Below are 14,366 nucleotides of genomic sequence, written 5' to 3'. Positions count from 1 at the left end.
ATCGCAGAGGAACATTGTCAACAAAGTCTGCGTCAAGAACCGATATAAAAAAACACATGACCCTTGTTGTCCGAGAGTTGAACTCTCGGACATTGGCCCATCTTCGACAGTTCAACTGTCGAAGAGCATCTGGGGCGGCGCGGTATGACGGGAGAATCTCATGCACTGCCACGATGACCGTGGGACGGTGTTTCGAGTCCTCGGCGGTCCGTTTTTTGACATCCTCTGAAAGATGAAGTCACTATCGAAACATATTCTCCTTGTCGTGATGCTCCTGTTCATCGGCTGCGAGAAACCGTTCTCGCCCAAGGGGCAGTATGAACAGAAGCTGGCTGTTTTCGCCATCCTCTCGAACGGATCGGACACGCAGTACGTCAGAGTTCTGAAAACGTACGATCCGCCCGGGTTCAATCCGTACGATGTCTTGCAGGACCAGGCCGTGCGAGGCGCTGCTGTGACGGTATCCCAGGGGGGATTGGTTGTTCAATACCGTGAGACCACAGTCCCCCGAAGCGACGCAAGCAGGTTCGACGACAACGTCGTCGCGTATATGGCGTTTCCGTATCGCGTCCGGACAGGCAAGACCCATACACTAGACGTTTTGACACCATTGGACGGAAGCGTTCAGACAAGCGTCATCGTCCCCGATACAGGATACCTGAAACTGTCTAATCCTATGATGCTAAGTCTGAGTCGTGTCAGAGACGGGACCGCGGAGGATCTCGGCGTGCAGGCATTCATCAGCCCTTTGACGTACGGCTGTTTGATCAGGTTCTTCCTTGAGTATGACGTTTTGCAAGATTCAACGTGGGTTCGGATGAGGACGGAAGTTCCGAAGTTTGTGTTCATAGTGGATACAACACAATACTACGGTTTCCCGAAGCTTGTTCGGAGGGGCTCGGCTCCCGGTCCGCCCGGCAGCTTGCAGTTAGAAGGAAGCATGTTTTTTGTCACAGCCTACAAGGCGAAGGTCAACGAGCTTCAGAGGCAATATGGGAATGGACTCTGGATTCGTCGTGCGCTTTTCGTTCTCACACAGGTTGAGAAAAATCTCTATACGTACTACAACATCACCAACGGTTACCAGGACGCGATCTCAATCAGAACGGACTTGCCGGATTGGACGAACATCAACGGCGGTTTGGGGCTCTTCGGCGCGATGGTGACAGACTCAGTGTACTATGACATTCCCAATTGAACGAAGGGGTGAAACGTGAGGGCGTTTTCAGTTCGGGTTGGTAAGACGGAAGAAGTGAAAGATCGGGTGCTGACCGCCGATTGTTGAGTGCTGCTTTCTCTCACATCCGAAACCGCCTCAGCCTCAGAGAATTCGAAACGACGCTCACCGAGCTCATTGCCATGGCGGCGGCAGCGACCATCGGGTTGAGCAGGCCCAGTGCGGCGACAGGTATGCCGATGATATTATAGATGAAGGCCCAGAAGAGATTCTGTTTGATGCTCAGGATGGTCCGCTTTGAAAGCCGGATCGCAGCAACGACCCCCTGAAGATCGCTGTGCATCAGTGTAATATCTGCAGTTTCCATCGCGACATCCGTGCCACTTCCCATCGCAATGCTCACGTCGGCCTGGGCGAGGGCCGGCGCATCGTTGATTCCATCGCCCACCATTGCGACTCTCTTTCCCTCTCGCTGCAGACGCTTGACATGCTCCGACTTTCCCTGGGGTAGGACTCCGGCAATGACGGAAGTAACGCCAGCCTGCTGCGCGATCGCTTGCGCTGTCTGCTCGTTGTCACCCGTGATCATCATAATGTCAAAACCCATCTGCCGCAATTCGGCGATGGATTCTTTTGATCCCGGCTTGATTGTGTCGGCAATCCCGATGACAGCGCAGAGCACTCCGTTCAAAGCAACCAGAACCGGAGTCTTGCCGTCCCGCGATAATCGGGCTGAGATTTCCTGAGCAACCGAGATCTGGACGGACCACTTCTCCATCATCCCATTGTTCCCAACCACAATCGCGTCAGACCCGATGTTTCCACGCAACCCGAATCCCGGCATGTTTTCAAATGAATCTACGCTTACCAGTGATACTCCATGCTTCCTGGCATAGTCTGCGACCGCCCTCCCAAGCGGATGTTCCGATTTGTTCTCAAGCGAAGCGACACGCTGAAGCACGCGCTGTTCTTCAAAACCACTCAACACCTCAAAATCCGTCACTGACGGTTTGCCTTCCGTGATTGTGCCTGTTTTGTCGAGGACAATCGTCTGAATTTTCTCAGCCCTCTCAAGGCTCTCCGCATTCTTGATCAGAATTCCATGCGATGCGCCGAGGCCGGTTCCAACCATGATTGCCGTGGGCGTCGCCAATCCGAGTGCGCATGGGCACGCGATAATCATCACGGCGATAAAATTGATCATCGCTGCTGTGAATGGAAGTCCGCCAACAAAATACCAGAGGAGAAACGTCACAACCGCGATTGAGATGACGATGGGAACGAAGACCGCAGCGATCGTGTCAGCCAGCGCCTGAATAGGCGCTTTTGATCCCTGTGCTTCTTCCACCAGCCGGACAATATTGGCGATGACGGTGTCTTTGCCGACGGCAGTTGCTTGGAATTCAATGCTCCCGTTACTGTTGATTGTCCCGCCAATGACCTTCTGACCCGTCGTTTTGTCGACCGGCAAACTCTCGCCGGTAACGAGTGATTCGTCGATCGATGTCGAGCCGCTCGTGATGATCCCATCCACAGGAATTTTCTCTCCCGGCCGGACGATAATCAAGTCATCGACAATCAACTCGCCGATCAGAACGTCGAGTTCACCGCCATTCCGATAGACGCGAGCAGTCTTGGGCTGAAGGCCGAGAAGCTTCTTGATGGCGTCTGTCGTTCGTTGTTTGGCTTTCGCTTCAAGAAGTCTGCCCATCAGAATGAGAGTTGTAATCGTCGCCGCGGTATCGAAGTACACCACATTCTCCGCGGCGGCCGTGGGAAGCCATTCCGGGAACAGGACAACCAAAGCGCTGAAGATGTAAGCGGTACCGGTGCCGACTGCCACAAGGGTGTTCATGTCGGCTGAGAAGTGTTTGGCCAGATTCCACGCGGCCTGAAAAAATCGCCTCCCGGGAACAAAAACAATCAGCGTTGTCGCCAGGAAAAGAAGCTTGTTGACCTCGTCCATGGAGAGGGGAGACCAACGCATGAACCACTCGGCCATGCTCACCATGCTGATGAACATGATTGGAATCGTCAGGGCAGCGCTGAACAGAAAATCCGACTTAAGTTTCCGGTAGGTTTGCTCCTGGTGTGTTTGGGTGGGCGTGCTTTCGCCACTGCCTGACGCGGATTGCGTTGTGACAAGAGTGGGGAGAAGGAGCTTGTATCCGGCTTCATCTACCATCGAGGCAAGCTCCGTGAGGTTCGCTTTCGCAGGATCGAACGAAAGCGTCACTTTCTCGGTCGCCAGGTTGACCGCAGTGCTCTCGACGCCCTCGACTTTCTTCAGCGCCTTTTCCACGCGAGCGACGCAGCTTGCGCAGGTCATCCCCTCGACGGGGAGTGTCAATGTTCGAAAATGATCCATCTGTATTGTCTCGATTGGGTTGTGCAGTTCTCGTTGCGAGAGACCGCTTCGTGATTCCGGTTCTCAACGTTGAGTCGCCGTGGCCGCTGGGTATCGCAGAGTGTCCAACGCGCGATTCTCCGCGGTGCTCTGCGGGCTCGGCGTCTCTGCCTTGAAAACAATCAACTTCACATGACGAGTGATCTTACTTGGATGAAGAGACAAGCCTGTATCCGGCTTCCTCGATCGCTTTCGAGACCTGATCAGGTGTCACGTTCGTTTCGTCGTACTGAACGCGGGCCTTGCCAATCTCCACATTTTCGATTGTAAGCCCGTTAACTTTGCCGAGTTCTTTCTTGACGTGCATGACGCAGTGCCCGCACGACATTCCTTCAATTGTAAGATCTTGAATTTTCATTGCCCTCCTCAATTGATTATTCTTCATCCTGAGCGGAGTCCCGACATGTTTTGTCGGGACGGAGTCGAAGGATGTTACAGGCACCTTAGACATTCATTGGGAATGCTCCTTCGCTTCACAAATATGCGAATTCTTCCGGGGAGAGACGTTACATTTTTATGAGTCTTTGTTACAGGGTTTCAAGGTGGGTACAGGGTAGAAGAAACCACGGATATCACGGGAACGAAACAGAAACGGAACGGATTTGAATTACATTCGAAGGCCGAGTACAGTCTTCGACTACGTTCGCGAAGAGCGCTCACTGCGCTCAGACTGACGTCGCTCTTCTTCCGAGCAGCCCAAAAAGCCATCGCCATCCCGAGCGTAGTCCCGCTCATTTTTGAGTGGGACGGAGTCGAAGGACGCACGGGGGCTGGCACACTTATCGAAGGCTTGGTACAGTCTTCGACTACGTTCGCGAAGAGCGCTCACTGCGCTCAGACTGACGTTTTTTATGCAGGCAGGTTAACGAGTTCATTGCATCCTGAGCGCAGCGCCGACGATTCACAGTCGGCGCGAAGTCGAAGGATGTCACGAGCGGCTTACCCGGTCAATCGGCTTTCGTTGCTGTCCGGTGAGTGACCTGAATTTGGTGGGGGTGAATCCTGTGACGGACTTGAATTGATTCGACAGGTGCTGCACGCTGCTGTATCCAAGTTTATACGCAATTTCGCTGAGGGTCAACTCGCCGTACTTGAGAAGCTCTTTCACTCGCTCAATTCGCTGAAGAATGACAAACTGCTCGATCGTCACGTTCTCGACGGAGGAAAACAGAGTGCTCAAATGATGATACTCGAGGCCCAGCTTCTTGCTCAGGTACTCCGGGAACCTGAGCTTCCTGCCCAACGTGTCACGATCTTCACGAACAAAGGTGATGATCGCAAGCTTCATCTGTTCGATCGTCTTCGCTTTCCGGTTCTCGATGAGTTCAAACCCGTTCTTGCCGAGAACTGATTTGATGTCCTCCATCGGAAGCTCCTGCGCGGCGCCGGCGACGACGACCTCTCCCAGCGAAACGCTTCGAACGTCGAGTTTAATCTTGGTCAGTTCCTCGCGCACGACGCGGGTGCACCGGTCGCACACCATGTTCTTCACGTAGAGCGTTGTTGTCAGTTTTTCGTGCTTCTTCCTGGGTTGCGCGGGCATAGTGTCTCGCTGTGTTACGGAGCGTCTTTGAAATGAAAACACGGAACAGAGTAAATGATCTGTTCCGTGCTCTCGTGGCTAGTGTCAGATATCTCTGCGGTGAGTGCTACCAGCGTCGTGGTGCGTTCTTGACGCTGCGTACCGTGTCACGCGCGATGAGCAGCTCCTCGTTGGTCGGAATAACAAAGATCTTGACCTTGCTGGTCTTCGTTCCTGTTTCGCCTTCTTTGCCGCCATACAATGTGCCGTTGATTGATTCATCGAGTTCGATGCCAAGCCATTCGAGGCCGGCGCAGATGCGCTGACGGACGGGGACTGAGTTTTCACCGATACCGCCCGTAAAGACGATGGCGTCGGCTCCCCCCATTTCGGCAAGGTAGGCGCCGATATACTTCTTCACGCGTAAACAGAAAATGTCGATAGCAAGTTTCGCGCGTCGATCCTGATGCTCCTGCTCCTCGGCAAGAAGATCACGCATGTCGTTCGTCAGCCCAGAAAGCCCCAGAAGTCCGGACTGCTTGTTCAACATCGCATCGATTTCGTTCAACGACATCGCCTCTTTGTGTGCAAGAAACTCGATCACCGACGGGTCGAGGTCGCCGCCGCGGGTTCCCATCACGAGTCCTTCCAGCGGTGTGAGCCCCATCGAGGTGTTGATGGATGAGCCCGCTTTGATCGCGCACGCCGAGCATCCGTTGCCCAGATGGATCGTGATGATGTTCGTGTTCTCAAGGTCTTTGCCGGTGAGCTGGCGGTATCGGTATGCGACATATCTGTGGGACGTACCGTGAAATCCGTAGCGGCGTACCTTGTGCCGGCGATACAATTGATAAGGAATCGCGTAGAGGTACGACGTCTCGGGCATCGTTGAGTGGAATCCGGTGTCGAACACGGCGACCTGTGGAACTCCGGGGCCCATGACGTCGCGGGCAGCAGCGATACCCTTCAAGTTGGCCGGATTGTGAAGCGGCGCCAGCTCGATACAGTCCTCGATGCCTCTGGTGACCGCCTCGTCGATGATGACCGACTTGGTGAATTTCTCGGCGCCATGGACCACGCGGTGACCGACGGCATGAATGTCGGCGAGCGAGTGAATGCCGGGAACCTGCGATTCGGAAGAAATAATCCACCGGATAACATAGTCGAGTGCCGCGCGGTGATCGCGCAGCGCAACAGCCTGTTTCATGGCCGGCCGGCCGGACGCCTGAAAATTGATCAACGATTGGCCGCCGATGCGCTCAATGAGGCCTTTGGCCTTCTGGATGTCAGCGTTCTTCTCGATGATTTCGAGATCGGTTTCGATGATCTGGAATTTGAGTGACGAGCTTCCGCAATTAAGGACGAGGATATTCATAGGAGTCGGGGGCGGATCGGCAAGCCGATGACCGCGTTAGGTTGTCTTTAAAGTTGGAGGATTCGGTGCGTGACGCGTTCAGAAAAACATTGCAGTACGAAGCTACATCTTTATTGCGGTAAACTCAAGCCGGCCAATTTCACTTTTGACAATTTTTGGTGTATCTTCTCAACAATAACACAACCGTTTCGGAATGAAGAAATTCACACTCAAGCAACTTCCCACTGATACCCTGCATCTTGTTCACCCGCAGCGTTTCAGAATTGATTATGAGAAAGAACTGAACACTGCTCAGTATGAGGCCGTGACTTCTGTCGACGGTCCTCATCTCATTATTGCAGGCGCAGGAACGGGGAAAACTCGAACGGTGGTGTACCGCGTCGCGTACCTTGTGGAGCTTGGCGTGAAGCCGGATCATATCCTGCTTCTGACATTCACCCGCAAGGCAGCACAGGACATGCTCCGCCGCGCATCGATCCTGCTCGATAGCCGCTGCGAACAAATCTCCGGCGGTACGTTTCATTCCTTCGCGAACAGCGTGCTCCGCCGATATGCGGCGAAACTCGGGTACGAGATGAACTTTACCATCCTCGATCAGGGGGATGCGGAGGATGTTGTCAATCTCATCCGAACGAGGCTGAAGTTTGACACGAGAGAAAAGCGCTTCCCAAGAAAAGAGGCGTTGTACGACCTGTACAGCAGGGCGGTCAACACTATGACACCGGTCAAGGAGATTCTCGCGCTCGATTACCCGCAGTACCTTGAAATCGAAGATGATATCCAGACCGTGCACAAGAGCTACGTGCAGTACAAGCGTCAGCACAACCTGATGGACTACGATGACCTGCTGGTGAATTTCGCGCTGCTCCTGAAGCAGGAGGAGGGAATCCGGTCGGTGCTCTCTGACAAGTACAAGTACATCATGGTTGATGAATACCAGGACACGAACAGGGTGCAGGCGGAACTCGTCAAGCTTCTCGCGCTCAAGCACAAGAACATCATGGTTGTAGGAGATGACGCTCAGAGCATTTACTCGTTCCGTGGTTCCACAATCCGCAACATCATGAGCTTTCCGGAAGAATTCCCCGGCTGCAAGGTGGTCAAGCTTGAGGAGAACTTCCGCAGCACACAACCGATTCTGAACCTCGCGAATGAGATCTTGAAAAGAGGGGCGATCGTCAGTTGAGAATGAAGAATCCAGAATTCAGAATCCAGAATATTTTGCGTTGATACATGCGTTTTGGAGCCAACCATGGAACGAAATCCCGCGAAGACATTTGAAGATCTGATGGTATGGCAGAAGGCTCATCAATTCGTGTTGGGTGTTTACCGGTATACAGATTCATTCCCGAAGAGTGAACTCTACGGGTTGACATCACAGCTGCGGCGAGCCGCAGTCTCGATCGCAGCGAACATCGCGGAAGGGTTCAAGAAAACCGGGAAGGCGGACAAGGCACGATTTTTCAACATAAGCCAAGGGTCCATTGAGGAATGTCGCTATTACTTGATTCTCAGCAGCGATCTTCAATATGGCAATCCACATACGATTGCTCCTCTGCTTGACGAGGTCAGCAAACTTCTGACCAGTTATCGCAGAGCAATTCTGACTCCTGACTCCTGACTCCTGACTCCTGACTCCTGACTCCTGTATTCTTCTATGTATTACAAAGAACTCTACACTCGCCGTCCCGGCGGCAGTCTCCCGCAACTCGTCTCCACCGAGAATGAGAACATGCAGTCGCGGTTTGTTGTGCAGAAGATCCTCGAGCTGCGCGAACAGGGGGTGCCGCTTGAGGACATGGCCGTTTTGTTTCGCTCGTCGTTTCTCTCGTTTGATCTTGAAATCGAGCTTACGAAAGCGAACATCCCGTTTGTGAAGTTCGGCGGCTTCAAATTTGTTGAGACCTCGCACATCAAAGACGTGGTCGCTTACCTGAGGGTGCTGGAGAACCCGCGTGACGTCGTCTCCTGGAATCGAATCCTTCTCCTTGTCGACGGCGTCGGACCCCGAACGGCAGAGAAGGTGATCGACGATATCCTCAAACACCGTGTGCTGCCCGCGCGTGACGGGGCCGAAACGCTCCCGACGACGAAATTCTGGATGCAGTTCAATGACTATTCGGAGAACATCCAGAACCTTTTTGAACTCCTCAAACGCGCCGCCCCGCCGAATCTTCCACCGGCAGAAAAGACATTTCAGGTTCTTCAATACTACGAACCGATTCTGCGCGGCCGCTATGACGACCACCAGAAGCGGAAAAAAGACCTCGAAATGTTCCAGAACATCACGGAGCGCTACAAGGAAGTTGAAACACTGCTGACCGATCTCGCCCTGGAACCTCCAAATGAGAGTATTGTTGATGTTGAATCTCCCGGCCCCGAGGAGGAGTTCCTGACACTCTCCACAATTCACAGCGCGAAAGGCCTGGAGTGGAACTCCGTGTTCATCATCTATGCACTCGAGGGGCGGTTTCCCACCATGCGCTCGGTCGCCAGCGATGACGATCTTGAAGAGGAACGACGGCTTATGTACGTCGCCTGTACGCGGGCCAAGGACAACCTCTTCATTACGTACCCTATGAATGTGTATGACCGTGAGAGCGGATTAATCCTGACAAAGCCCTCACGCTTCATTCAAGGCGTGGGTGAGAACCTGCTGGAACCCTGGGTGGTGGAGTAGCGGAAAACAGAATTCAGAAGACAGAAGACAGAAGACAGAAGACAGGGGAACTAATCGCTAACAGCCAATAGCTAATTGCTGATCGCTGACAGCTGATTGCCCACTTAATGACCGATATGCCTGACATCATCTATCTCGACCGCAACGAAAATCTCTACGGACCCTCACCGAAGTGCTTCGAAGCCCTTCGGAAGCTCGGTATCGAAGAGCTCAGCATCTACTCGCGCGATTTCACCCGGGGAGTGAAGAGCCGGCTTTCGGAGCGACTCGCCTCGGAACTCCGAATCCCTGAGCCTCAAATTCTGCTCAGCGAGGGGAGTGAGGATATGCTGAAGCAGATTGTCCACTGCTATCTCGGTCCAGGGGAGAAGATACTCTCCCCGGCCCAATCATGGTGGTACTATCAGAAGGTCGCAGCCGAGGTCGGGGGCGAAACAGTTACCTACGCGTTGAAGGAGGGCTCTGATTCATTCTACTATGATGTCGATGAGATCGTGGAGCTGTACCGGAAGGAATCACCCCGGGTGGTCCTCATCGCGTCACCGAATAATCCGACGGGCAATTCATTTCCCGATGCCGATCTCAAGAAGCTCTCCGAAGCATTTCGGGAGAGCATCGTCGTTCTCGATGAAGCGTACTGGGGGTTTGCCGATACGTCCAACGAGCACATCGCGGATCTCATCCAACGGTACCGGAATCTCGTTGTGCTGAGGACGTTTTCGAAGTTCTATGCACTTGCCGGTGCGCGCATAGCCTTCGCAGCAGTCGGCACAAGCCTGACCCGGCTCACCAGGTTCGCCTCACGCTATCTTGGCTACAACAGGATATCGGAGGCGCTGGCACTGGCCGCTCTTGATTCGCCGGAATATTACAGCACCATCAGCAGCGCCATGCGACTGGACCGGAAGGCATACGGGGATTTCTTTGGCCGGCAGGCAGGATTTCAACTCTTCAAATCCGACGCGAATTTCGTGCTCGTGAAAATCCCTCTTGACCTGAAAGAACCGCTTCGTCGGTTTCTCCTGGAACGTCACCTCGCCGTGAAGTTCTTCACCGAGCCCGAATTCATCTCCTGTATCAGAATTACAGTGGGAACATTGGAACAGAACAGGCTATTGCTTGCCGCACTCGGGGAATTTCTTGACGGCAATCGTGCACCGGGAGGTGCGCGATGAAAGCGGTTATCCTGGCAGCGGGAAGCGCCACTCGTATGCGTCCGCTCTCCGATAGTCATCCCAAATGTCTCCTTGCTGTCGGCGGGAAGCCAATCCTGCAACGGGTGATCGAAAACGTCGCAGCCGCGGGAATCAGCCAGATCGGGCTCGTCATAGGGTACAAAGCCGAGGCCATACGGTCGTTTGTGAAGAAGCAGTTTCCGTTTCTCCGGATACGATTCGTCGTCAATCCGAAATACGAATCGACGAACAATGCGTTCTCGCTGCTCATGGCGCGCGAGTTCTTTCTGAACAAGGCAAACTCCGCTGTGCCGCTTCAGGACTTGCTGCTGCTCGATGCCGATATTCTCTTCTCGCCCGATCTTCTTCCTCATCTCCTGAGCCGGGAGGCGTCAAACAAGGTCGCCGTCAGGGTCGAAGGTACGCACGATGAAGAGGAAGTACGAGTAAGGGTCCGTGACGAGGGAACCATCCTCTCGATTGGAAAGACGGTACCGCTGGCCGAAACTCTCGGCGAATCGATTGGCATCGAGGTATTTTCATCATCCATCGCACGACGGCTGTTTGAGGTCATCGAGCAACGGGTGCGTGCCGGAGCGGGGAGGACAGAATTCTACGAGTCCTCGTTTCAGGCGCTCATCGATGAAGGGGCTGAACTGCACGCCGTCGATGTGAGCAGATTCCCTTCCATGGAGATAGACACTCCTGATGATCTCCGGGCCGCTGAAGCGATGGCCGCCGGTCCCGGATTCTCTCCTGCACCCCCGAGCAGTTGATTTCCAATCCGGAGAAGAATGTACGATTATAAGCAAACCCTGAAATCCAACCTCTCGGACGAGCTCATCAACACCTATCTCCTTCGCCCGATCGCCGGCTTCATCGTCTGGATTCTGTACCCCACATCGGTGACGCCGAATCAGGTAACCATTGCGTCGACGATCGTCGGTTTGGTCGCTGCCTGGCTTTACGTTCACAACGAAGCTGGTTCCACTGCGATCGCCGGTCTGCTCGTGACGCTGAAGGACGTATTCGATTCGGCTGACGGTCAGCTGGCGCGTGCGAAACAGCAATACTCGCGCATCGGCAGGTTCCTCGATTCGATAGGAGATTTTGTCGTCAACCTGGCGGTGTTCGGGACCATCGGATGGGTCCTCTTCACCTCGACCGGAAATGTGTGGATGATCATCCTCGCGGTCCTCGGGCTCGCAGGTATCACGCTGCGCGTCTCGTACCATGTCTATTATCTGTCGTCGTACCTCCACCTTGAAGACAAATATCAGGTCAACAGGATTACGGAAGAAATCACCAGCGAAGACAGAACAGCGGACGCCCTTACGGTGACTCTCCAGCGGATATTTCAGGTGATTTACGGCTGGCAGGATCGACTGATGCTTCGGATCGACAGGTGGTGCAGCGGCGGAGACCAAGGCCCGGATTTTGCGGTCCGCTGGTATTCTGATGTGCCCGCGTTGAGGCTCTCCGGCTTGATCGGCATCGGGACAGAGCTGTTCCTGCTGATGCTCTGCTCAGTGTTCAACGCTCTTCAACTCTATCTCCTTCTCAACGTTTTTCTTATGAATTCCATTATGTTTGTTTCTATCTTCTATCGTCGATTGTATCTAAGGCCAACCATTCTTTTGAAAGGATAGCCATGCGAACGCTCTCTCTTCTTCTCTTCGTCTTCGTGTTCAGTTTGAATGCGCAGGTCCCTAGTCAACAAGGAAACCGCATGCTCCTCCCGAATGGCTGGTGGCTGTCACCCGCCGGAGAACAGATCCCGCTTGGTGACTTCCCGGCGAATGCGGCGCTCTCGGAGGACGGATCGCTTCTCGCCATACTCCACAGCGGTCAATCCAAGGCGCAGGTGATGCTCGTGGACATCAAGAAAAGGAAAGTAACGCAATCGATTCGACTGAAGGATGCGTGGCAGGGAATCGCGTTTCAGGGGAACACGCTTTTTGTTTCGGGAGGGTACCAGAACTGCGTCTACACCTTCCGCCTCGAGCAGGGTACGTTGACGGGGAAAGACTCAATCCAGCTGATCGATCCGAAGTTGAAAAAGGCGGGAGCCGCCGCCGGATTGGACGTGCATGGGAACACGCTTGCAATCGTTTTCCGCGCAGACAGTACACTTCGCTATTATGATCTCAATACGAAAAAGCAGACGATCGTCCGGTTGGACGGCATGCCCTATGCATGCACCTTCGATGCGAACGGACTTCTTCTGGTCTCAATCTGGAGCTCGAAGAAGGTCGAGGTGTTCGACAAGGACAAGAAGGTCTATGAGTGCCTCACAGGCGATCACCCGAATGAAGTGACAGTCTCGCAAGACAACCGATACGCGTACGTTGCATGCGCCAACGATAATACCGTCTCGGTTCTCGACCTGCAGAAGAAGAAAGCCGTCGCTTCGGTGGGGACAGCGATTCATCCGGACGCTCCCGAGGGATCGACGACAAACTCTGTGTGTCTTTCCGGCGACGGGAAAACGATCCTTGCAGCAAATGCCGACAACAACTCCCTGACAGTCGTCGACGTACGAAACCCGCTGCAGCCGAGACCGCTCGGGTTCATCCCCGCAGGCTGGTATCCGACAAAAGTAATGCTGTTGAAGGACAATACTGTCCTGGTGATGAACGGCAAAGGGAGCAGATCGATGGCGAATCCAAAGGGGGAGTACATCGGGGGCCTCATGGAAGGGTCGCTCTCCATCTTCCAGTATCCCGAAGCCAAAGAGCTGGACGCATACAGCCAACAGGTGTTCCAAAATACGCCGTACAAACAAGCCTCTCTCCTGAAGTCATCGTTTGAAGGGGAGAGTTCGATTCCGAAAGAGGTTGGGCAGCCATCACCCATCAAACACGTCCTCTACATCATTAAAGAGAACCGAACATACGACCAGGTCTTTGGCGACATGCCGGAAGGGAATGGCGATTCGTCGCTCTGCCTGTTCAACGAGTCCATAACACCCAACCATCACAAGCTGGTCAGAGACTTTGTGCTGATGGATAATTTCTACGTGAACTCAGAGGTGAGTGCAGACGGTCACAATTGGTCGATGGCGGGGTACGCCACGGACTACGTCGAGAAAACGTGGCCCACTCAATACGGCGGCCGGGGAGGTGAGTATGACTTTGAAGGGACGGAGCCAACAGGCCGGCCGAAAGCAGGATTTCTTTGGACCGCTGCGGCGCGGAAAGGCGTGAGTTTCCGCGTCTTCGGTGAGTTCATCGATGCTGCGACTCCGGGGGGGAAACCGGCGAAGCCGCGCGATCCCGCGATCGGCAAGAATTTCTCGCCTTCCTATCGCGGCTGGGACCTTGAATACTCCGACGTCGATCGCTACAAAGCGTGGGAAAAAGAACTGACGGAATTCGAGAAGAACGGAAAGCTCCCGAGTCTCTGCATTATGCACCTTCCGAATGATCATACTGCCGGCACGCGCAAAGGCGCGTTGACGCCCAAAGCGTATGTTGCGCAGAATGACTACGCTCTGGGCCTCATCGTTGAGCGGTTGTCGAAAAGTCCATACTGGAAAGAGACAGCGATCTTTGTCGTGGAAGACGACGCTCAAAACGGTTCCGATCACGTCGATGCCCACCGCTCTGTAGGGCTCGTCATAAGCCCGTACACGAAGGGACGCGGCGTGGATCATACATTGTACAGCACAGCATCGATGCTGCGGAGCATCGAGTTGATTCTCGGTCTCCCGCCGATGAGCCAGTATGACGCAGGGGCGACTCCGATGTTCGGCGCATTCTCCGTGAAACCCGACCTGACCCCGTACGTCGTTGAACAACCCCGGCATGACCTGAGCGAGAAGAACAAAGACAAAAGCTACGGGCAATCCCGGATGGAGAAGTTCAATCTCCGTCGCGAAGATGCGGTCCCGGATCGTGAATTCAACGAGATCGTGTGGCGCTCCATCAAAGGAACGCAGATGCCCGCTCCGCGGTATTCCATTTTCTCCCGGGCGTCAATCGTGGAGGATGATGACTGAGGCGCGGCAAGGTATTTCACGCAAAGTCGC

The 14,366-nt window shown here is 54.1% G+C and carries 12 protein-coding genes; 8 read left to right on the top strand and 4 right to left on the bottom strand.

Annotated features, from left to right (window positions below; all coding sequences use genetic code 11):
• The first annotated feature begins 232 nt into the window (after window positions 1-232).
• Window positions 233-1,198 carry a DUF4249 family protein gene (locus NTU47_13265; protein MCX6134776.1) on the top strand — a complete coding sequence of 322 codons (966 nt, stop codon included), beginning with the start codon at window positions 233-235 and terminating at the stop codon, window positions 1,196-1,198.
• 100 nt (window positions 1,199-1,298) lie between these two features.
• Here the strand turns inward: NTU47_13265 and NTU47_13260 are convergent, their stop codons facing one another.
• The 4 genes from NTU47_13260 to NTU47_13245 all read right to left on the bottom strand — a co-directional run bounded on the left by NTU47_13260 (window position 1,299) and on the right by NTU47_13245 (window position 6,481).
• On the bottom strand, window positions 1,299-3,545 hold the full coding sequence (locus NTU47_13260) for a heavy metal translocating P-type ATPase (GenBank protein MCX6134775.1): 2,247 nt from the start codon (window positions 3,543-3,545) through the stop codon (window positions 1,299-1,301).
• A gap of 184 nt (window positions 3,546-3,729) precedes the next feature.
• Window positions 3,730-3,942, bottom strand: a complete 213-nt coding sequence (locus NTU47_13255; GenBank protein ID MCX6134774.1) for a cation transporter — start codon at window positions 3,940-3,942, stop codon at window positions 3,730-3,732.
• 570 nt (window positions 3,943-4,512) lie between these two features.
• Window positions 4,513-5,127, bottom strand: coding sequence for an AraC family transcriptional regulator (locus NTU47_13250; protein ID MCX6134773.1), 615 nt, complete (start codon window positions 5,125-5,127; stop codon window positions 4,513-4,515).
• 106 nt (window positions 5,128-5,233) lie between these two features.
• Window positions 5,234-6,481 carry an acetate kinase gene (locus tag NTU47_13245; protein MCX6134772.1) on the bottom strand — a complete coding sequence of 416 codons (1,248 nt, stop codon included), beginning with the start codon at window positions 6,479-6,481 and terminating at the stop codon, window positions 5,234-5,236.
• A 193-nt stretch (window positions 6,482-6,674) separates the two neighbouring features.
• On the opposite strand from NTU47_13245, the gene NTU47_13240 reads away from it, so the two are divergent.
• The 7 genes from NTU47_13240 (at window position 6,675) to NTU47_13210 (ending at window position 14,336) form a co-directional block, all read left to right on the top strand.
• Window positions 6,675-7,667, top strand: coding sequence for an ATP-dependent helicase (locus tag NTU47_13240; protein MCX6134771.1), 993 nt, complete (start codon window positions 6,675-6,677; stop codon window positions 7,665-7,667).
• 66 nt (window positions 7,668-7,733) lie between these two features.
• Window positions 7,734-8,102, top strand: a complete 369-nt coding sequence (locus NTU47_13235; protein ID MCX6134770.1) for a four helix bundle protein — start codon at window positions 7,734-7,736, stop codon at window positions 8,100-8,102.
• A gap of 36 nt (window positions 8,103-8,138) precedes the next feature.
• On the top strand, window positions 8,139-9,161 hold the full coding sequence (locus NTU47_13230) for an ATP-dependent helicase (protein ID MCX6134769.1): 1,023 nt from the start codon (window positions 8,139-8,141) through the stop codon (window positions 9,159-9,161).
• A 116-nt stretch (window positions 9,162-9,277) separates the two neighbouring features.
• The gene (locus NTU47_13225; GenBank protein ID MCX6134768.1) at window positions 9,278-10,336 is read left to right on the top strand and encodes a histidinol-phosphate transaminase; all 1,059 of its coding nucleotides are present in this window, start codon (window positions 9,278-9,280) and stop codon (window positions 10,334-10,336) included.
• Window positions 10,333-11,112: a phosphocholine cytidylyltransferase family protein gene (locus NTU47_13220; protein MCX6134767.1), complete on the top strand. Its 780-nt coding sequence runs from the start codon at window positions 10,333-10,335 to the stop codon at window positions 11,110-11,112. The genes NTU47_13225 and NTU47_13220 overlap by 4 nt, the downstream gene beginning before the upstream one ends.
• A gap of 18 nt (window positions 11,113-11,130) precedes the next feature.
• Entirely contained in the window at window positions 11,131-11,985 is an 855-nt protein-coding gene (locus tag NTU47_13215) for a CDP-alcohol phosphatidyltransferase family protein (protein ID MCX6134766.1), read from the top strand.
• A gap of 2 nt (window positions 11,986-11,987) precedes the next feature.
• Complete coding sequence (locus NTU47_13210) at window positions 11,988-14,336, top strand: bifunctional YncE family protein/alkaline phosphatase family protein (GenBank protein ID MCX6134765.1); 2,349 nt, start codon at window positions 11,988-11,990, stop codon at window positions 14,334-14,336.
• Window positions 14,337-14,366: the final 30 nt, after the last annotated feature.

This window comes from Ignavibacteriales bacterium (genome assembly GCA_026390595.1).
Lineage (GTDB): Bacteria > Bacteroidota > Ignavibacteria > UBA10030 > UBA10030 > UBA9647.
The sequence above is the reverse complement of the archived record's forward strand: the minus strand, read 5'-3'. Positions and strand labels throughout refer to the sequence as shown.